Origin of the sequence: Agarivorans gilvus, assembly GCF_001420915.1 — a bacterium.
Lineage (GTDB): Bacteria > Pseudomonadota > Gammaproteobacteria > Enterobacterales > Celerinatantimonadaceae > Agarivorans > Agarivorans gilvus.
The window spans coordinates 1,720,619-1,739,567 of record NZ_CP013021.1 but is presented as its reverse complement, the minus strand read 5'-3'; the positions used below and the strand labels follow the sequence as shown (position 1 = coordinate 1,739,567).

The following is an 18,949-nucleotide window of genomic DNA, read 5'->3' as shown; positions in this document are numbered from 1 at the left end:
TACGCTATTGTTATTTACTCTCACATTACAAATTTAGGCAAACGGGTGATGACGAAAAATGTCGTCAACTTTAGCGTTAAGCAGAGCTTTGTCGCTATTCAATTTGGCGAAGGTGCGCAAACCAGTAATTTGGATTTGTACGTGGGTCGCTAATTCTTCAGGATCCCGGCTAGCATCAATAATATTCTGTGCTTGGGCTTCTTTAATCAACTTAACAAACTCATCAGAGATCTCAGCAAGGCAGGCTTTAGTCACATCTAACAATTCTTGGTTTTCCTGGGTTAATTCCCCCATCGTTTTTGTAAGCATACATACACCGTTTGGTGCATCGGTTTGCGTTTCAATAACCTGTAATTTAACAAACGCCTTCAAAGCGTCGACAGGATTGTCGTACTCATCCCTTAAACGTTTAATTTGCGCTAATCCTATATCCGTATAGTTGCGAAGTGTCTCTTTAAACAATCCTTCTTTGCTTCCGAATGCCGAATATATGCTCCCCGGTCGCATGTCAATTTCGTCTTGTAGATTACGCATTGATGTTGCGTGAAAACCTTTTTTCCAATACAGGTTGGTCGCTTTGTCTACCACCTCTTGGCGGTCAAATTTTGCGCTCTTTGCCATGATAAGGCCTAGTAACTTCAATTGTGAACAATCGTTCAATTATAGTGCTGGCATTGATTGAGGTAAAGTTGTATTTCACAGGGCTTATCTATTAAAACAAAAATGATAGAAAAATATATATTATAAAATCAATAGGATATATCTAATAACGCAAATAATTGAACGATCGCTCAAATATTTGCTTGAACGATCGTTCAGGTGTGGGGTATAGTTCACTTCATCGACGAGGGCACTGCGCTTTTCTATGGGGGAACACCAACTAGTGTCTCCTTAATTCTGTAAACACTGAGTAATAATTGGAGTAACAAAAATGAGCGAATTTACATTTCACACATTAGAAACTGCACCTGCTAAAAGTAAACCCATGCTGGAAAGTGCAGTGAAACAAATGGGGGCAGTGCCGGGCTTGTACGCAGTAATGGCGGAGTCTCCAGAAACATTTAAGGCATACCAACAACTTCACCAACTTTTTATGAACAGCTCGTTCGATGAAGAAGAGTTAACGGTGGTTTGGCAAACTATTAACGTTGAACACGAATGTACTTTTTGTGTTCCTGCTCATACTGCTATTGCACACTCAATGAAAGTAGACCCTGTCTTAACGCAAGCGCTGCGTAACGAAGAAGCAATGCCAAGCGCCAAGCTACAAGCACTGCATGACTTTACCTTAGCGATGGTGCGTGAGCGCGGTAATGTGTCGGAAGAACAAATGGACGCGTTTTTTGCAGCAGGCTATGGTCAACAACAAGTACTTGAAGTGATCCTAGGACTATCGCAAAAAGTGATTAGCAATTACACCAACCATGTTGCAAAAACACCCGTGGGACCACTGTTTGAACAGTTCTCTTGGAAGAAAAAAGTCTAACTAAGCTGAGGTATTAAGCTGATTGAAATGCTGGGTTAGCCAGTGAGACTAAGCAGTGTCTTTTAACTTTACACAATAATATCGCGGCTAAGTGCTAGGCAAAGGTACAAGGTTTAGTATCTATGGCAAATGGTAAAACAGCTAGCCGAAGACAGTATGCCACTTGTTTGGTACTCGTCGTGAATAAGAGTTAAAAGACTAGACTTAAACGCTGGTTATCCAGTATTTATCTTAATTTTCAACCGGTTGTGATTATAGGCGAAGCGCTAATGCTTCGCCTTTTTTGTTTATTTTTGCCGTTGGAGGCTATTAGTCTGGTTTATATCATTTACTTTTGCATGGCGCTGTTAGTGAGAATTTCGCCCTAACGGCGATATACTAAGCTTTGCTGGCCAAAGCTTAGTTATATAAAAGAAAGGCCACGCTGTATCTTCTTAGACCCTGTGTTCAAGCTTACAAAGCAATGCTTTGTTTAGAGCCAAGCTTTCACCTCATTCCCAAGGGCGTTGAAGTAAACACTACGCTCAAATAGACTTCAACTTAATTTCTTGTCAAAGGCGTTACTCGGCTAAGATGTGGGTTTAAAAGCGTAACCTTGACTAGTGAGAGTGTGAAGGTTTTGCCCCATTCTGTGTTAGTTACGGGATAAAAGCTTTTGCCTACGGCGACGTCATTTTCTTTGAACCAGCCAAAGAAAACGAAGCAAAAGAAAGGCTGCCCCGCATCTTCTTAGATCCTGCGTTGCGCATTCACAAGGGCGTTGAAGTAACTCGCTTTGCTCAAACAGACTTCAACTTCTCCCCTTGTTCATTTGCGCTACTCGGCGAAGATGATGGGATTTAAAAGCACAATCTTGGCTAGCGAGGGTGAAACGTTTTTTCCCTTTATGTGTTACAGCTCCCTCAAAGCTACTCTTATTAAGCCTATGTACCCTTAATATTTCTACTTTTGCGGATATGTACTGTGCTTATACACAGTTTTCTTGCCCTTCCAACTTTCCACAAAGGCTTGCATACTTTTATGCTGATGTTTTTGTTACTTTTAGAGCTAGGTGGCTGGTTGGCGTTTGCACATGAAGCAGCAGCTTTCCTCGGGGGGGAGCTAAAGCTTATGATAACTTTACCGGACGAGCGGCCCGTCTGGGATCGCCTAAATCAGCATAGCCAAATTGTTCCTCAGCCGATTCTAAGTGACAGTTACCCATGACGCCTATTTGCTATTAAATACGTATGAAGATCGGCTTAAAACCAGCTGAAAAAGTTCAAAAAAATCCCTGCTAATTGCTTAACAGGGATTTGTGTATAAGAGACAACCTATAATTTAGGTGGCTTTAACATAATTAATTGGTACGGATAATTCGGGAGTCTGTGACTGATTCATCCTCTATATCATCAGTCATGTTGTAAGATGATTCCGAATCTGGGTAATTAGCTTGAAGATATTCAGCAAATGCATCTTGCTCAGTTCCTGATGAGGCAAAGTCTGATTTCGCCGGGTCGTTGGTCATATTATCTTCTAGGTAAACCATATTGCTACATGGGTCACTTTCAGTCGCTTGAGTACAAGTGAATGGGTAGCCATCGCCACCTTCGCCAAGATAGCTAAGAGTGACCATCTTAAAGGTGCGGCTGGTATCACCCACCAATATGCCATCGCTGACAATGGTGTCGTCATAAGTGCCGTCACCATCAGTGTCGACAGACAACATCGTCACGCGAGAATCTGCATCCAGATTGGCATCAAAAGTAAAGGACATACCGGAAATCTGCGGGAATTTACCACCGCCATAGCCACTAGCATCCGTTGGGTCAATATCACTTACACCGTGTTCTATTAGTGCTTTCAGCTCTGTAGCGGTGAGCTCGGTAATGGCTAATGCATTGTTAAACGCCAAGGCGGATTGGAGATCATATTGTGAAATGTCGCCAGCGCCTTTACCCGCATCAGGATAAGCGGCAGGTGGGTAATAAACGAGATCTTCTGCGCTAGTAGAGCCAGCGGGATAAGCAGCATAACCTATTGAAGCTCGGATACCACCACCATTTTTCAGAGAAATGACCACCTCCGAATCTTCCTGCTGCGCATACCATAGGTTAGCGTCAGCAGTGAGATTACCTAGGTTGGTTTCTTCAGAACGTACTTGTGATTTAATACCATTCAAGTAGACAGCAGTGTGCCCGATGATATTGCTTTCAGCAGCAACAATAACATTGTTCATTGCAGTAACAATGTCATCTACGCCTTGGTTAGGTGTTCCGCCCAGTGTAGTCACCATCTCATCGTCACTGATATAGGCACCACTGATGTCACTATTGATGGTATCGACCAGAAGATCGCCATCTTCATTAAAGTCTACTACCAAACGACCTAAGTACTTGTAGTCACCGTCAACGTTTACGATAGCCACATCTTTACCGTCTGCATCCTGACGGATAAGAGGATAGTCGTCGGCAGCGCTGTCTCCGGCCCACAAGCGGTCTGTGTTATCTGCTAGCAGGGTATTAGAACCACCAGCAACGATGATGTCGACATCTTTAAGTAACGTTGCAAGCTCTTTTTCGATCGCGATAGTTTGCATGTGAGACAGAAGGATAACTTTGTTAATGCCAGTTGCGGTGAGAGCATCAACTTTTTCCTGGATGATTGCAGCTAGTTCATTGGTCGCATCGCTTGCAGGCAAAACGGTAATATCTCCAGTAGAGGTAATGACTTCATTGGTTGGCGTCGTGGCACCGACAATACCAATTTTTTCACCATTGACTTCGATAATAGTGGTAGCTGCTAGGCTGTTAGGAATATCACTGGCGGTCTGACCATCAGCGGTAACCAGAGGTGCTGTGTTGGCATCATCAGCAAAAATCATGTTTGAGCTCAGGTATGGAAACTGAGCGCCCGGATAATCATAACTGTCTGTTGTTGATTCCGAATCCTCAGCGGTTTCTGCTGCGACGATACTGGCAAATTCTGCGGTGCCACCATCTAGGTCGTGGTTACCAACGGCTGAAGCTTGTAGCCCCATCGCGTTAAGCATAGCGATATCGGCACGACCCACACCTGAGACGCCAACACCATCGACACTTTCCATTGAAATATCTGCCCCTGCTTCATAACGAGAGCCTGGAATGTAGTTGTCGCCAGAACTTAGAAATAACGTATTGTCCGGATACTCTCCGGTAAGAGCAGCAACATTACTGGCAAAGTTGCCCGCATTGGATAGTGCCGTTGCATTGGAGCCATCCATATCGGCAACATGTAGAAGTTGTAGAGTATAGGAGGCGCTTTGTATATTAGATGAATCGTCGTCATCTGAATCGCAACCAGTTAAAGGCGCAACGCTTAATGCTGTTGCAACGAATATGGCTAAATTATGTTTTTTAAATAATAAAGAGGCTTTCATCATTGTCACCGAAACTATTTCCCTATAACAGAAAGTGATTTCTCCGTTTAAGGAGAAACGAGTAAATTAAGTTTCCGGAGAGAATGGCAGTGCTAAATTAAATTAATATTAAGGTTTAATTAACGCTATATGGCAGCAAAATAAATGTAATCTAACACATGTACTAGATAATCTGGTTTCGAGAAAAGAATATTATTTATTTTTGAATATTTTGTTTAGCATTGATATCAGCGTCTGTATCTGAAAATTCTGTCCGAGCAAACTACTGATATCTCAGCTAAAATTGGAACGCCTTTCGGCTATTGTTTTGATGTTCACGCTAGCGGTAAACATCTACAGCTTACAGAAACGATTACTCTGTAGTGGCATAGTGAATTTGGCCACCTGATTAGAGGTGATAGACTCACCTCAGAGACAAAACAGGTGAACTAATGACAAAACCAAGAAGACCTAACTTTAGCCCCGAATTTCGCCTAGAAGCTGCCCAGCTTGTTGTAGACCAAAATTACAGCGTTCGTGAGGCCGCTGAAGCCATGGGCGTGGGTAACTCAACGATGGATAAATGGGTGCGACAACTTCGCTCAGAGCGCCGTGGTGAATCACCTAAGGCGACACCCATGACGGATGAGCAACGCCGTATTCGTGAGCTAGAAAAGCAGGTCAAACGCCTTGAAATGGAAAAAGACATTTTAAAAAAGGCTTCCGCTCTCTTGATGTCGGACGAGCTGAAAGGTTTGCGTTAATTCATCGGCTTCAAGAGAGCTTTCCCGCTAATCATTTATGTCAGCTATTCAGTGTTCATCGAAGTAGTTACAAATATTGGCGTGATGAAGCGGTCGGCGAAACACCGAATCGCATTGTGCTTAAAGAGAAAGTTCGAGAAGCATTTGAAGTGAGTGAAGGTTCTGCGGGAGCTCGCACTATTGCAGCAATGGTTACGCAAACAGGTACACCCTTAAGCCGTTATGTCGCTAGCAACTTGATGCGTGAACTTGCGTTGTTTAGCTGCCAACAACCAAAGCATCGCTATAAACGAGCGACACACGAGCATCCTGTTGCACCCAATGTTCTTGCTCGCCAGTTTACGGTGGATGCGCCTAACCAAGTTTGGTGTGGTGATATCACGTATGTCTGGACTGGGAATCGTTGGGCTTATTTAGCGGTTGTACTGGATTTATATGCAAGGAAACCTGTTGGTTGGGCAATGTCTTTGAGCCCTGACAGTAAACTTATTAGCAAGGCGCTGATGATGGCTTATGAACTGAGAGGTAAGCCTCAAGGACTAATGTTTCACTCAGACCAAGGCAGCCAATATACGAGTGTTAAATATCGACAGTTGCTATGGCGATATCAAATCAAACAGAGCATGAGTCGCCGTGGTAATTGTTGGGATAATGCGCCGATGGAGCGTTTCTTTAGAAGTTTGAAGACAGAATGGATGCCAGAGCTAGGCTACCGAACTTTTTTAGAAGCCAAGCACGCCATAACGGATTATATCGTAGGGTATTTCAGCCAAGTCAGGCCACATCAGCACAACAAGATGTTGCCACCGAATCAGGCTGAAGAGTTGTACTGGAAAAACTATAAAACCGTGGCCAGTTTTACTTGACCACTACACTCACCCTAAATTGACCGACCAACAAGGTCATTCGTTTATCAACAGCACCCTACAAAAAACTCTAAGTCTTAAGAATGGTAAAGCTGAACATTGCCATATGTACTTACTAGAAGAGCCATGGGAAGGCCTTGTTGATCAATTCAGAGCCAAGAATGCAGTAACCCCAAGGCGTTTTCCTCTTTATTCAGCTAGCTGACGAGCAGGCATACCTAGCCTGCTCATTTTGTTCAACGCGCACACTCCGGCCATGATTTCACCGACTTGGGCGTTGTAACAACGTAGACTCAACTTGTCGCTAAGCAGTTGTTTGAAACGATACATCGCCGTCTCCGATAGTGAACGAAGATGGTAAGCATTGTCCCGTTTCCAGTTTTCCAACTCACCTTGCTTCAAGGCTTTTACTGCAACGTTCCGTGGGTGACCCGCTTCCCACATACCTGCATTCTTGCGTGGAGGGATTAGTGCAACAGTCTTCTTACGTTGTACTTCTTGATAGCTCTGCCGTGTGTCATAGGCACCATCAGCGCTTACTGCTTTCACTTTGCGCCGCAGCGGTCTCAACAAGGTGGGTAACACTTCACTATCGTGAACCCAGTCCATCGAGACCTCAGCACTCACTATCTGATGGCTCTGGGCATCTACTGCCATATGCAGTTTTCGCCAGACTCGACGCTTTTCAGCGCCGTGTTTACGCACCTTCCACTCTCCTTCGCCAAACACCTTAAGACCTGTAGCATCGATAACGAGGTGAGCCGCTTGACCTTGGCTAGGTAGGCGATAGTTGACTTCAACAGTCTTTGCTCGCTTGCTTATACAACTGTAATCGGGAGATTTTAAGTCGACCTTGAGCAGGCGAAACAATGAGTTGATGAAGCCTTCAAGAGCACGCAGTGGTAACTTGAATACGCCTTTAATCATCAGCGTAGTTGCGATAGCGGTGTCACTGTAAGTTTGGCTGCGCCCTCGACGACCACTGCGCTCAGTGTTATTCCATAGTTCTATGGCTTTCTCATCCATCCAGAAGGTCAATGAGCCGCGTTGCTTCAGTGCACTGTTGTACAGCTTCCAGTTGGTGATGTTGCCTTTCGCTTTACCCATGTTTGGTGACCCGACAGATATAGATACTGATCAGATCCGCGACTGCTGAGTTAGTTCAATCTGATTTAGGAAACAACGCCCCATGGGAAGCTCAAGCAGGGGAGTGGCATTTTGCCGTTTATCAAGGCGATACGCTGTTAACCGAAAAAACTTTTCGGCTCTATTGAACTTATAGCTTTGGATATTTGAAAGAATAAGAGGGGAGATTAAGTGCTCCCTCAAAAAAATAAACGAGACTCCCACAATCGCGGCGAAATATTTGCCACCCTACACCGACAGATGTCTTCGCCATCGATGTTTGCGCTTATGCGGTGGTGAGCAATCATACTCATGTGCCACTGCCGGTGAATAAACAGCAAGCAGAGTCTTGGTCAGTACAAGAGCTGCTCGAGCGCTGGCATCACCGACATAAAGGCACCCTTTTAGGCTTTGCTTGATGAAAATTAGCTCTTGTTAAGTATGTTTTCCAACCATTCTATGAACATAAAGTTATGCCGAGAAAGGTGGTTTTCTTTATTGGCTATGTAGTAACAAAGCTGTGAGTTAATGGCTAGGGTGTTTAATTCAGTTAGTACTCCTGCTTTTAAATAACCTTGCGTGAGCGTTCTTGAACAGAACACATAAGCGTTTTCTAGTAAAGCTTGCTGAATACCAAATAGTTCTTGGTCGAAATGTCTCACTTGAATTTGTTCGTTTTGTAAGCCGTTGAGTTCTAGCCATGCTTGTAATGGCACATTGGGTAAGCTGCTATTTTTCCAATTGGTGGTGTAGATTGTTAGCCGCTCTGCTTGGTTAAACCTTGCCGCGGTGTCTGCCGTGCAAAACAGATTAAATTGTTCAAACTTGATGACATCTGCGCTCGATTGTTTGTCTGTTTCTCCTAGCCGAATAGGTAAAGTGAAGTTGTTGGCATCAATGTTTTCTCCGCTTGTTATATTCACTTTAATCTCAGGATATTGCTTATAAAACGCTTGAAGAGTGGGGATTAATACTAAAGCGGCAAACGACGAGGTGGTTGTAACATGGATTTGTTTATCCTTTGCCGTGATTTTATCGATCGCTATTTCAATAGACTGAAAGCCTTGGCTAGTGGCTGTGGAGAGTTCTTTGCCGAGTGCTGTTAGAGTCACTTTCCTTGCTGAGCGAGTGAATAAGGTCACGCTTAGTCGCTGCTCTAGTTTATTGATGTGATGAGAAACAGCGGTTGGAGAGATAGATAACTCAGCCGCGGCGGCCTTAAAGCTGCCCAGCCTTGCCGCCGACTCAAATGCTTTAAGTGCTGGCAAAGAAACTTGCATGATTGTTACTCTTTAAACAATTGATTAAAAAAATAGATGATTTTTTCTCATCTGTAAATATTTTTACTCGTTTGTGATTTGTTCCATCACGCTCAAAAATGGAGGCCGGATTAAACAACTAAAGGTACCCAAAATGAGCGTTATCTTACACATAGACTCTAGTGTTAGAGCAGTTTCCAATGCCAATCCACAACACGATTCAATTTCCAAGAAACTAGCCAAAAAATTGATCGTTCAGCTTCATGAGCAAGCTAGAATAGATGACTATATCTATCGTGATGTAGGCGCAAATCCACCTCAGTTTATTACTCAAGATTGGATAGGAGCGGTATTTACCGCTGAGCACCAAAGAACTGTGCAGCAGCAACAGATTTTGGCGCAGTCTGACGAGTTTATTTCCGAGCTTGAAAAAGCGGATATCCTCGTTATTTCGTCGCCAATGTATAACTACGGAATGCCGGCGCAGTTAAAGGCTTGGTTTGATCAAATCATACGTATTAACAAAACCTTTGATTTTGATTTAAGCCGAGGAGATCGGCCTCTAGCTCCGCTATTGTCTGGCAAGGTGTTGGTTATAGTTACCTCTAGTGGTGAGTTTGGCTTTGAAAAAGGTGGGGTAAACGAAACCTCTAGTCATTTGGTTCCACATTTACGTACTTTAAGTAAATATTTAGGCGTTACAGAGATCCACGAAATAGCCTCTGAGTATCAGGAGTTTGCCGATCATAGACATCAGAAGTCATTGCACATAGCAGAATTTAAAGCCGATGAAGTTGCTACTCAGTTAGCCAATAAACTGAGGTTTAAAACATGTTAGATACAATGCAAATTAACTATTTTGCTAAACAAACAATTGCTTTAGCAGAACAACAAGTGGCAAAAGGCGGCTTACCTTTTTCGTCAATGATTGTTAATCAACAGGGTGACTGTATAGCAGAAGGGCTTAATCAAGTTAATCAATTGAATGACTGTACGGCTCATGCCGAAATACAAGCAATTAGAGTAGCTTGTGAAAAGTTAGGATGTACCTCTCTGCCCGGAACTACCTTGTTCGCCTCAGGGGAGCCATGTGGTTTATGCTACCTGGCGATACGGCTAGCTAAAATCACTCAGGTTGTCATTTTGCTAGATAGAGATGAAGTCAAGCAGCTTGGCTTTGACTACCTTTGGACCTATCAGTCGCAACATGAAATAACACCTAGCGTTAAACGAGTGGATCTGTCCAATGAGTTTAAATTGGCTCCATTTATTCGCTACCAAAAAGGCTTAGCTTGAGTTGTGAGCTTGAACTGCGCTTTTTGCCGTCGTGAGTAAAGCGCGCATATTGCGGCTATCCCACCCATACCTTGGCGACCAACCTCCATCGGCTTAAGCCGCTTGCTGATGGGGGTGTATAAGCTTTGTTTGTCTTTCCAACTGTGCTTACCACTTACCTCAAGTTTTAGCTTATTAAGGCCTTGGTGTTGCATGGCGATAGAGACTCAATACACCACCACACCTTAGTGCTATTTAGTGAACCTTTGCTGATACCCGCCTACATGCTTGTTTGCAGCTGGCGCGCTTAATGGCGCGCCAGAAAGCCTCTTCGTCCTTGGCGTCGCGACAACGTGGCCACGTTATGCCTAAGTACTTTCAGCATGGTTGTGGGCCTCAATATAGTAATCATGTTTACTCGTTCAAAAGGGTTTAATTATGCAGATGCAACAGTGATTGCTCCGTTTGGACGAATGGCGTTAATTTGTGGTGAAACGGTTTCCTTTGAATGTTCAGGATCTCTTAACTTAGTTAGCACCTAGAGTTGATAACCCAACTGACTCTTTGGAATAACGATTAACCTGTCAATTAAAAGGATACACCGTATGAAAATTTCACGTTTAGTAGCAATGGCTGGCCTGGCTGGCTCACTGTTCTTTAGTAGCTTAAGCTTCGCTTCTGCTGTCAACCTTGGCGAAAACGACGTCGCTATTCATGGCTATGACCCAGTAGCGTACTTTGTTAACAACAAACCCGTAGAAGGATCGGCCAAGTATACCGCGACACACGAGGGAGCGATTTACCGTTTCTCTAGCGCCGAAAACCGCGACATGTTTAAAGCCAATGCCGACAAATATGCTCCACAATTCGGCGGCTATTGTGCAATGGGCGTTGCTTTGAACAAAAAGCTAGATGTTGATCCTGCGGCTTTCTATATCAAAGGTGACAAGCTTTATCTCAACTTAAATAAAACTGTTCAAAAGAAATGGCTTGAAGACGTTCCAGGAAATCTGAAAATCGCCAACCGCGTTTGGGATGGTATTGAGGACCTTACTGTTGCTGAAGCCAACGCTGAGGAGTAACAGTGCATGGAACCTAATAACAAGGGGACCTCAATTGCACTTAATCAGACTGCGGAACCTTTCGTTATGCTGTGGTTTAGTGCGACATGGTGTGGCCCCTGCAAGCAGATTGAGCCAGTCATTGGCATGATTGAGCAGGGTTATGCCGGTACCGTTAAGATCGTTAAGGTTGATACCGACCAACAGTCAGAAATAGCACAACGATTTGGTATTCGCTCTGTACCTACTTTGGTTCTGTTGGATAGAGAGACGCGTCTCGATACGAAAGTGGGAGCAGGCAGTTATGTCGAACTTACTCAATGGCTTGATTCACATATCAATTTAGTTACTTAAGAGGAAATACTTATGAATCAGAAACGTACTTTAACTGCAGCAGCATTAGTTATGGCTTTTTCTACCATCGCTACAGTACCTGCACACGCAGCTGGTAAAGAGAAGTGTTACGGGGTAGCTGCTGCTGGTCAAAACGACTGTGGAAATCTGGCTGGTACACATAGTTGTGCAGGTCAATCAACAGTCGACAACGACCCCGGCGAGTGGAAGTTAGTCGCCAAGGGGAGTTGTGAGTCTATGGGTGGCATGTTGAAAGCCGAAGCTAAAAAGCGTTACCAAGAGACAAAGCGCAACAGTTAAGTTGGCTGCGATGGAGGAATAAAGATGACGGTTTTAACCCAAAGTAGCTTAGAAGCTTTAGGCAATTCACCTGTTGGCGTTGGGCTTAGGCACGAGCACTATAACTTTGCATTAGAACCCTCATCCCCCTCCATCGATTTTGTCGAGGTGCATGCCGAGAATTTCTTCGCAAAAGGTGGTGCTACAAGCTATTTACTTGACCAAGTGGCTGAAAGGTATCCGGTAAGCATTCATGGAACGAGTATGGGGCTGGGTTCTGGAGTCAGTATTAATGACCAATACTTGAAAAACTTCGCTAGATTGGTGAATCGAATAAAGCCATTTTTAATCTCCGATCATGCTTGTTTTACTTGGGGGAATTTAACCAATGAACCGGTGCATGCAGGGGATTTACTGCCTTTACAATTTGATAGAGCCACACTGCAAGCGCTAAGTGATAATGTTGACCGAGTTCAGCAGCTTCTGGGTCGCCAGATCCTTGTGGAAAACATCGTTTCATATAAGTCTTTTGCGCATAACGACTTTAGTGAAACGGAGTTTTTTAGCCGACTGGTGGAAAATACCCAGTGTGGGTTATTGGTTGATCTGAACAACCTATTAGTTAACTTCAAGAACTTTCCTGTAGGTAAGCCAATAGAAGTGGCAAAACAATGGCTTACAGAAGTGCCTTCAGATGCGGTTAAGGAGTTGCATCTTGCTGGAAGCTCCGAGCCAGCACCGGGAGCAATGATTGTTGATGATCATGCCCAAGCTGTTTCTGATGAATGTTGGTTACTTTTCTATGAGGCCATTAAGCGTTTTCCTGAAGCTGCGGTTTTACTCGAGTGGGACAATAACTTACCCGCCTGGGATGAACTGATTAGCGAAGCGAGGAAAGCGAATGGGTGGATGAACCGACTTAAGACGGAATTGATCTAATGAATCCAAACCGTAACAGTGCGCTGCTATATCAAACTCATCTACTGACTGACATTTTTAGTGAGCAGGCCGAAACTCAAGACGCTGGCCTGAGAGTTTACCAGAACAATCTACGCATGACGGCTGCACGCAGCTTATCAATAAGCTATCCAGTAATTTATAAAATGATTGGAGAGCAGGCGCAATACGTTCTTGCTAAGCGGCTAATCGATAGAGAAAGGCCGGTAACAGGCGACTGGGCTGATTGGGGGCGGGAGTTCTCAAACATTCTTCAACAAAGTGAGTTACATGAAGACCATCCTTATTTAAGCCAAATGGCAGAGTTAGAGTGGGCTTTTCAAGTTGCCTCGCGAAGTGTAGCCGAGCCATTAGATAAAGCGTCGTTAACCTTGCTAGAAGATGAACATGTTGAAGAGGTAGCGATTAAGCTTCAGCGTTCATTAACGCTGATCTCGAGCGACTTTCCTCTATATGGTTTGTGGCGATTACACCGCAATGGTGACAAAGAGCAATTACCCAAAGAAGAACAGCTATATAAGGTTTTTAATTCCGATGAAACTGGCTATTACCTCGTATGGCAAAGTGGCAGTGGACCAAGAGTTGTTGAAATAACTAAAGAATATTTTGATTGGCTTAATTCCATTCAACGCGGTAAGCCAATTGGAGAGCTATTAGACAGCTTTCCTGATTTTGATTTTTCAACATGGCTTTCCGATTCAATTGTAAATGAGTGGCTTGTTGGCTTGGCAAAGTAACTATGTCTCAGCTTTGCCTTTATTGCTCCATATACATAAAGGTAACGGTGAGAAACTAATAGCTTATGAGCTTTAACTTAGCTTTTAACAAACGTATTAACTAAAAAAGTGGGGAAGTGATGAATCGTTTTATATTTTTCTTGTTCATTGTATGGAGTGTTATGGGGTTTGATGTAGTAGGCCAAGAGTCAACATCCGCTCCTTTGCGGGCAAGCAACTTTACATCGCATGCATTGTCTGGTGAGCAACTTACACTGTCTCAGGTATTAGAACAAAAGCCAGTAATGCTATATTTCTGGGCAACATGGTGTCCGTATTGTAAAAAAGAGACACCCAACTTGGTTGATTTTTCTAGCAAATATGCTGAAAAAATAAGTGTTATTGGTATTAATGTTGGGGTTAATGACTCAATCGCTAAAATTAATGACTACGTTCAAGAATATCAGGTTAATTATCCAATCATTTTTGATGAAGAAAGTGCTATTTCTGCTGCTTATGGAGTATCCGGCACGCCTGTTTTTGTGGTCATTTCTCAAGCGCAAGAAATTCTCTACCGCGGTCACCAATTTCCGCTTGGTATTGAGCAGGCGCTGGAGGATTAGGGTGAGTAAAAGTTTCAACTATGTGTACGAAAATTGGCGTAAAAATATATCTAAAACCATTCTTTTTAATGCTTTAAAAACTGCTTTGCTGGTTGGCAGTTTTATCACTTTAATCAACCAATATGATGCTTTTACATCTCAAAAGCCATTTTATCCAGTTCGCGCGCTAATCAGCTACTGTGTACCATTTTTTGTTTTTATATATAGTCGTCTTAGCTCTAATAACTGTCAGTAATTTCTTTCTTTGCACTCGATCTTAGGTATACTAATCAGTGTACTTAAAGGAGGTTTATGTGACTAAAGGCCGTAAGAGCAAAAGAGAGCATTTAGTAGAGGCTGCTCAACAGCTATTTTACCGAGAGGGTATCAAGGGCACTGGTATCGATGCCGTGCTTGAGCACGCAGGCATCTCTAAACGTACTCTGTATAACCACTTTAAGTCTAAAGATGAACTGGTTATCGCTACGCTGCAACGGCGTGATGATGAGTTTTTAAACATGATCAAAACCGGTGTTAATAAATTTGCCAGCCAGCAACAGGGAAATGCCTTGTTTGCTAAGCCCTTGGCATTTTTTGATGCTATTGAAGAGTGGACCAAGTCACCTCAGTTTTCAGGATGTATGTTCATCAATGCTTCTGCCGAATATCCTCGCCAAGATCATCCTGTGCATGTTATTTGTACGATGCATAAGCGTCTGGTTATTCAGTATCTTGAAGAGTTACTAGAGCCGCTTCAACTGGCAAATAAACACGACTTAGCCTTGCAGTTTGCAGTGTTAGCCGATGGTGCAATTGTTAATGCGCATACTACAAGTAATAAAAATGCAGCCCAGGTAGCAAAACAAATTGCATTATCCTTGCTTGAGCTGCATTGCCCATAGAAGGTATCTTGCCTTAGTCATTATTCAGAGAGTGGGCTAAGCAACCAGGCCTTCCCTAGCGCTTGTTGGCCGAACCCTTCGGGCAGTGTTTGTGGGGGCTTTCAATGTGTTATCAGCTTATCAGGTAGAATAACGGCATATCAAAGCCTCTGCTTAGTATAAACATCTCGTAAACAGCTGCAAAAAGCATCTTGAAGGGCCAACAGGCCCTAACCATGAATTGCTCTGTCTTTTGCGATACCTTCACTGAACTCACTACTTATCGGGGTTGGAGCTCTCAGTTTATCTACGCATTCATTATGTTGGGCAAGGCGCTGGTAAAATTCGCAGTGTTCTTGCTGTGGTTGTTTTCGCCTCACTTGTTGAGAAAGATCGGCAAGCTTCAAAGGACTGGCACTTTTACTGAATCGAGGAGAGTGGTTGTAGTGAAAATTTTCTGCAACATAATCATCACTATGTTTAATTATGGCATCCATCAGCTCGTGTAAGAAAAGGTTAATACTCGGCTTATTAATGATGATAGTTAAAAAAGCATGGTGGATTTCTGGTAACTCAGACCACTCTGATGTCGCAAATTTAACATCAATTAGAATTTGATCTTTGTATCTCTTTTCTATGTTGATTAGGCGTAAAGAGCAATGATCAAAGCGAATTGATTTAGTGATTTTTGCTACTGCTCGTCTGAATTCCGCAAAAGAATACTCCTGCTCAGCTGATGCCAAGTGCTCAAATTGATCGCAGATTAGGGGAAGATCCTGATGAGAGCTAAAAGGCGCGCTATATTTACCATTAATATTCAACTTTAAGCTCTCACGAACTTCATGCTCGCGCGCTTTTTTAATCGCTAAATAAATAGTTTGTATTAGCTCCGATGTAGGAAAATAAGGCTCAATGCGCCAGCGTCTTCCATAAAGTATCTTCCTTGATTTCTGACTTTGTGGCGATTGATAAGTATCAAAACCGACAACGCCAATTTGTATGTATAGCCCAAGTAAATCTTGCCCAGCGAAAATCTTGTAATCGTCGTCAAAGTCACAGTTGCTAATGATTTGTTGAATGGTTGATACTGAATGAGAATAACTTAAGTAATGTTGTGGGATACAGCATGCTCCGTTATCAAGCTGAATAATCGGAGCATTTTCAATGGGCTGCTCACCATTAATGGTTGGCTTTTTCATAAAGACGTTCAATTATACAGCTGAAAGTTGAGCCTGTTTTTTTCGCAGGATTCTGCGAATGATTAAATAGTCCCCAGTTATTTTTCCTGCTCCCCAAACTGAAATATGAAGCAGTATTAGGCCCCAGATAACGTGAGCAGCTAAGGCCGCCGGAGCTAAGTCTTCTAAACTAATTACAGCTACAATATTGACTATAAATAAACCCACTGCACTCACCCGCGCGGCAACGCCTAGGGTCAACAGTACTGGCAATACTAACTCTCCGACAGTAGCAAGAAGGGCCGCGAGAGTTATGGGTAATAAGGGAACACTGTATTCGTATTCAAATAAAAACAGTGTGGATTCCCAGTCGGCTATTTTAGTTAACCCAGAGGAAAAAAATACCCAGGAAACATAGAAGCGCCCACTAATGCTGAGTAGAGATTGAAGGTATGGAAGTAATGTATCCAGTACATTGTCATATTGTTTAAGGAGTTTTAGTAACAAGCTCACGATATTGTCCTTTTCATTTAAACCTGATTATTAGTGCTGTTGTCAGCTGATTTAAATTTACCGTGGGCTTGAGCATAAAAAGAAACCATTCGTCTCGGGTTTATACCTTTTTAGTTTTATTTTTATCGTGGACACTGATAGGAAGCTGAGTTTGACTGTCTGTTAGCTTGAGCCATTGCTTTGGTGACATGCCCAGTTTTTTTCTAAATAGTCTCGCAAGGGCTGAGCCGTGTTCATAACCAACCAAATTAGCTACCAAATTGACCGGTTTTTTCTTAATTAACATGTCTTGCGCTATTGCGATTCTTACGTCACTTAAATAATCGTTTGGTGTGGTTCCCAGTACTGATTTGAAGGTGGCTGCAAATTTTGAACGTGACATGGCTGCAAGCTCAGCCAAAGAGTCAACTGTCCAATCAACCTGTGGCTGGCTATGTATTGAAGAGATCACTTTGGCCATCATCGGATTAGTTAACGCCGCTAATACGCCGCCCTTAACTAAATCATTTTCAATCACATAGCGAATAACTTGAAGCAAAAACAACTCGCTGAGTTTGTCTATTACAACACTTCGCGTTACCGAGCGGCCAAAGGCCTCTTCAAATAGCCATTCAGCTGTTCTTGCTATGTAAGCTGCACTATCGGTATCAAGCGCTAAAAATGCAGGAAAGGCATCTAAAAATAGTTTTCGATTGGTCGACTCTATATTTAGTGTTGCGCACACCATCTCTGCACCTTCAGATTGCTCAGACAGGATTCGGTGCTCAATATCACCAGGTATAAAGATGACAGATGGTTTATCAATGACCAGCTTGGTGCCGTCTTTCATGATGACCGTTAGATTACCTTTTTTGAGTAAATGCAAGTGGCCCTTACCCTCTGAAGAGAACGACTGAATTCCACATAATCGCCCACTAAAGAAGACTTCTGCTGTTAGTGACATACTTCTTATGATGTCTGCTATGTTTTCCATTAAATTACTCTGTGCTGGTTAGTTTGGACTACGTACCGCCAAGTCGTAAGGCTTAGATTGACTTGTTTGATGTAACCATTGACGAGGAGAAACGCCAAGTTTTTTCTTAAAAACCCTAACTAAGGCTGAGCCATGTTCATAACCCACTTCATTGGCAATATAGTTAACTGGCTTGTTTAATTGTAATAACTTTTGTGCTTTAGCTAGTCTTAAATCCGTCAAATAGTCATTTGGCGTCTGACCCACTAGGTTTTTAAATACTTCAGCAAATTTAGAGCGAGACATGGCGGCAATCGATGCCAGCTCATTTAATGTCCAGTGCTCACCTGGTGAGTGGTGTATTGCTTCAATTACCTTACACATTTGCGGGTGATTCATTGCAGCTAATGCACCTTCATACAGGCTACCTTGCTCGGTTGCATATCTAAGCACTTGCAGCATAAAAAGCTCCCCTAGCTTGTTAACAATAACGTCTTTGCCAAACCTTTGACTAAATACCTCGCGGAATAAAATTTGTACTGTGTTTGAAAGAGAACATGATTTATCAATCTGGTGATAAACAAGCTCTGGCAATGAATCAACAATGAGAGAAGTACGCGATATTTTAAAAGAGATACTGGCACTGATGAGCTTAACTGCTTGATTGCCACAGGCTACCAGCTGATGAGTATCGCCCTTTGGTAATAAAACAAATGATGGTTTATCCATTAAAACTTCAGGCCTTCCTGATCTGATTAGACGCATTTGTCCCGACACCAAAAAATGCAGTTGCCCGTTTTGTCCAAAGTGTTTAGTGCCGTTTAGCGGGCCATTGTGATTAATTTCAGCGCAAAAAGTATGTTGATCTAAAATTTCATTCAAACTGTTCATGCTCTCTCTCCCTAACTGTTAAGGGATGTAGTAAAGAAGCCCAAACATCGTCCACTAGCGTGGCTGACTATAGTGGCTTTAATACTATACTTAACAGTGTATTAAATGCAGGTAAAGGCAGTTTTATCTGATTCTTCATCCGCAAAATACGTGCAATTAACATCCATAAAATGTGTGCGGTAGATTGGTTCTTTCTCTATTGCTCACGGCTCGTCTTGTTAGAGGCTTATCACCTACTATCTAGATAAACCGCGAGATAAGAGACCGAATCTACCGACTTCGGTGTTCTTAAAGCCAATCAAAGTTAAATTCAGTATTTAGACAATCGAGGCTAAATCTCAGCTAAAAACTAAATCTCTCTTAGAATTCCAATTAAAAGTACACTGATCGGTTTACTTTGGGCAAGTGTTTTTG

General features: G+C 42.9%; 19 protein-coding genes. 11 read left to right on the top strand and 8 right to left on the bottom strand.

Annotated features, from left to right (window positions below; genetic code table 11):
• Window positions 1-33 precede the first annotated feature (33 nt).
• On the bottom strand, window positions 34-621 hold the full coding sequence (locus AR383_RS08145) for a TetR/AcrR family transcriptional regulator (RefSeq protein WP_055732684.1): 588 nt from the start codon (window positions 619-621) through the stop codon (window positions 34-36).
• Between the two features lie 310 nt (window positions 622-931).
• Between AR383_RS08145 and AR383_RS08140 the strand changes: the two genes are divergently transcribed.
• Window positions 932-1,486: a carboxymuconolactone decarboxylase family protein gene (locus tag AR383_RS08140; RefSeq protein WP_055732683.1), complete on the top strand. Its 555-nt coding sequence runs from the start codon at window positions 932-934 to the stop codon at window positions 1,484-1,486.
• Between the two features lie 1,339 nt (window positions 1,487-2,825).
• On the opposite strand, the gene AR383_RS08130 is transcribed toward AR383_RS08140, so the two are convergent.
• Complete coding sequence (locus AR383_RS08130; protein ID WP_055732681.1) at window positions 2,826-4,886, bottom strand: bifunctional metallophosphatase/5'-nucleotidase; 2,061 nt, start codon at window positions 4,884-4,886, stop codon at window positions 2,826-2,828.
• 428 nt (window positions 4,887-5,314) lie between these two features.
• Here AR383_RS08130 and AR383_RS08120 point away from each other — a divergent pair.
• A protein-coding gene (locus tag AR383_RS08120; RefSeq protein ID WP_157051634.1) for an IS3 family transposase occupies window positions 5,315-6,492 on the top strand; the annotation gives its coding sequence in 2 pieces (ribosomal slippage) (window positions 5,315-5,585 and window positions 5,585-6,492; 1,179 coding nt in all).
• A 189-nt stretch (window positions 6,493-6,681) separates the two neighbouring features.
• Here the strand turns inward: AR383_RS08120 and AR383_RS08115 are convergent.
• Window positions 6,682-7,599, bottom strand: a complete 918-nt coding sequence (locus AR383_RS08115) for an IS5 family transposase (RefSeq protein ID WP_055732680.1) — start codon at window positions 7,597-7,599, stop codon at window positions 6,682-6,684.
• Window positions 7,600-8,042: 443 nt separating this feature from the next.
• Window positions 8,043-8,897 carry a LysR family transcriptional regulator gene (locus AR383_RS08110; protein WP_055732679.1) on the bottom strand — a complete coding sequence of 285 codons (855 nt, stop codon included), beginning with the start codon at window positions 8,895-8,897 and terminating at the stop codon, window positions 8,043-8,045.
• A gap of 133 nt (window positions 8,898-9,030) precedes the next feature.
• Between AR383_RS08110 and AR383_RS08105 the strand changes: the two genes are divergently transcribed.
• From AR383_RS08105 to AR383_RS08055, 9 genes are all read left to right on the top strand, one after another.
• Window positions 9,031-9,714, top strand: coding sequence for an FMN-dependent NADH-azoreductase (locus AR383_RS08105; RefSeq protein WP_055732678.1), 684 nt, complete (start codon window positions 9,031-9,033; stop codon window positions 9,712-9,714).
• On the top strand, window positions 9,708-10,172 hold the full coding sequence (locus tag AR383_RS08100) for a nucleoside deaminase (protein ID WP_229711274.1): 465 nt from the start codon (window positions 9,708-9,710) through the stop codon (window positions 10,170-10,172). The genes AR383_RS08105 and AR383_RS08100 overlap by 7 nt, the downstream gene beginning before the upstream one ends.
• A 584-nt stretch (window positions 10,173-10,756) precedes the next feature.
• The gene (locus tag AR383_RS08090; protein ID WP_055732676.1) at window positions 10,757-11,233 is read left to right on the top strand and encodes a YHS domain-containing (seleno)protein; all 477 of its coding nucleotides are present in this window, start codon (window positions 10,757-10,759) and stop codon (window positions 11,231-11,233) included.
• A gap of 6 nt (window positions 11,234-11,239) precedes the next feature.
• A complete protein-coding gene (locus AR383_RS08085) occupies window positions 11,240-11,566 on the top strand; it encodes a thioredoxin family protein (RefSeq protein ID WP_055732675.1) in 327 nt (108 codons plus the stop codon).
• A gap of 12 nt (window positions 11,567-11,578) precedes the next feature.
• Window positions 11,579-11,866: a BufA1 family periplasmic bufferin-type metallophore gene (locus AR383_RS08080; protein ID WP_055732674.1), complete on the top strand. Its 288-nt coding sequence runs from the start codon at window positions 11,579-11,581 to the stop codon at window positions 11,864-11,866.
• A 24-nt stretch (window positions 11,867-11,890) separates the two neighbouring features.
• The gene (locus AR383_RS08075) at window positions 11,891-12,784 is read left to right on the top strand and encodes an MbnB/TglH/ChrH family RiPP precursor modification enzyme (protein WP_055732673.1); all 894 of its coding nucleotides are present in this window, start codon (window positions 11,891-11,893) and stop codon (window positions 12,782-12,784) included.
• Window positions 12,784-13,539, top strand: coding sequence for an HvfC/BufC family peptide modification chaperone (locus AR383_RS08070; protein ID WP_055732672.1), 756 nt, complete (start codon window positions 12,784-12,786; stop codon window positions 13,537-13,539). Before AR383_RS08075 ends, AR383_RS08070 begins: the two co-directional genes overlap by 1 nt.
• Window positions 13,540-13,658: 119 nt before the next feature.
• Window positions 13,659-14,141: a TlpA disulfide reductase family protein gene (locus tag AR383_RS08065; RefSeq protein WP_083481544.1), complete on the top strand. Its 483-nt coding sequence runs from the start codon at window positions 13,659-13,661 to the stop codon at window positions 14,139-14,141.
• Between the two features lie 293 nt (window positions 14,142-14,434).
• The gene (locus tag AR383_RS08055) at window positions 14,435-15,022 is read left to right on the top strand and encodes a TetR/AcrR family transcriptional regulator (RefSeq protein WP_055732669.1); all 588 of its coding nucleotides are present in this window, start codon (window positions 14,435-14,437) and stop codon (window positions 15,020-15,022) included.
• Window positions 15,023-15,231: 209 nt separating this feature from the next.
• Here AR383_RS08055 and AR383_RS08050 read toward each other — a convergent pair whose 3' ends face one another.
• From AR383_RS08050 to AR383_RS08035, 4 genes are all read right to left on the bottom strand, one after another.
• A complete protein-coding gene (locus tag AR383_RS08050) occupies window positions 15,232-16,200 on the bottom strand; it encodes a hypothetical protein (protein WP_055732668.1) in 969 nt (322 codons plus the stop codon).
• Between the two features lie 12 nt (window positions 16,201-16,212).
• Window positions 16,213-16,692, bottom strand: a complete 480-nt coding sequence (locus AR383_RS08045) for a DoxX family protein (protein ID WP_083481543.1) — start codon at window positions 16,690-16,692, stop codon at window positions 16,213-16,215.
• Between the two features lie 100 nt (window positions 16,693-16,792).
• Entirely contained in the window at window positions 16,793-17,665 is an 873-nt protein-coding gene (locus tag AR383_RS08040; protein WP_055732666.1) for an AraC family transcriptional regulator, read from the bottom strand.
• A gap of 18 nt (window positions 17,666-17,683) precedes the next feature.
• Window positions 17,684-18,535: a helix-turn-helix transcriptional regulator gene (locus AR383_RS08035; RefSeq protein WP_055732665.1), complete on the bottom strand. Its 852-nt coding sequence runs from the start codon at window positions 18,533-18,535 to the stop codon at window positions 17,684-17,686.
• Window positions 18,536-18,949 lie beyond the last annotated feature (414 nt).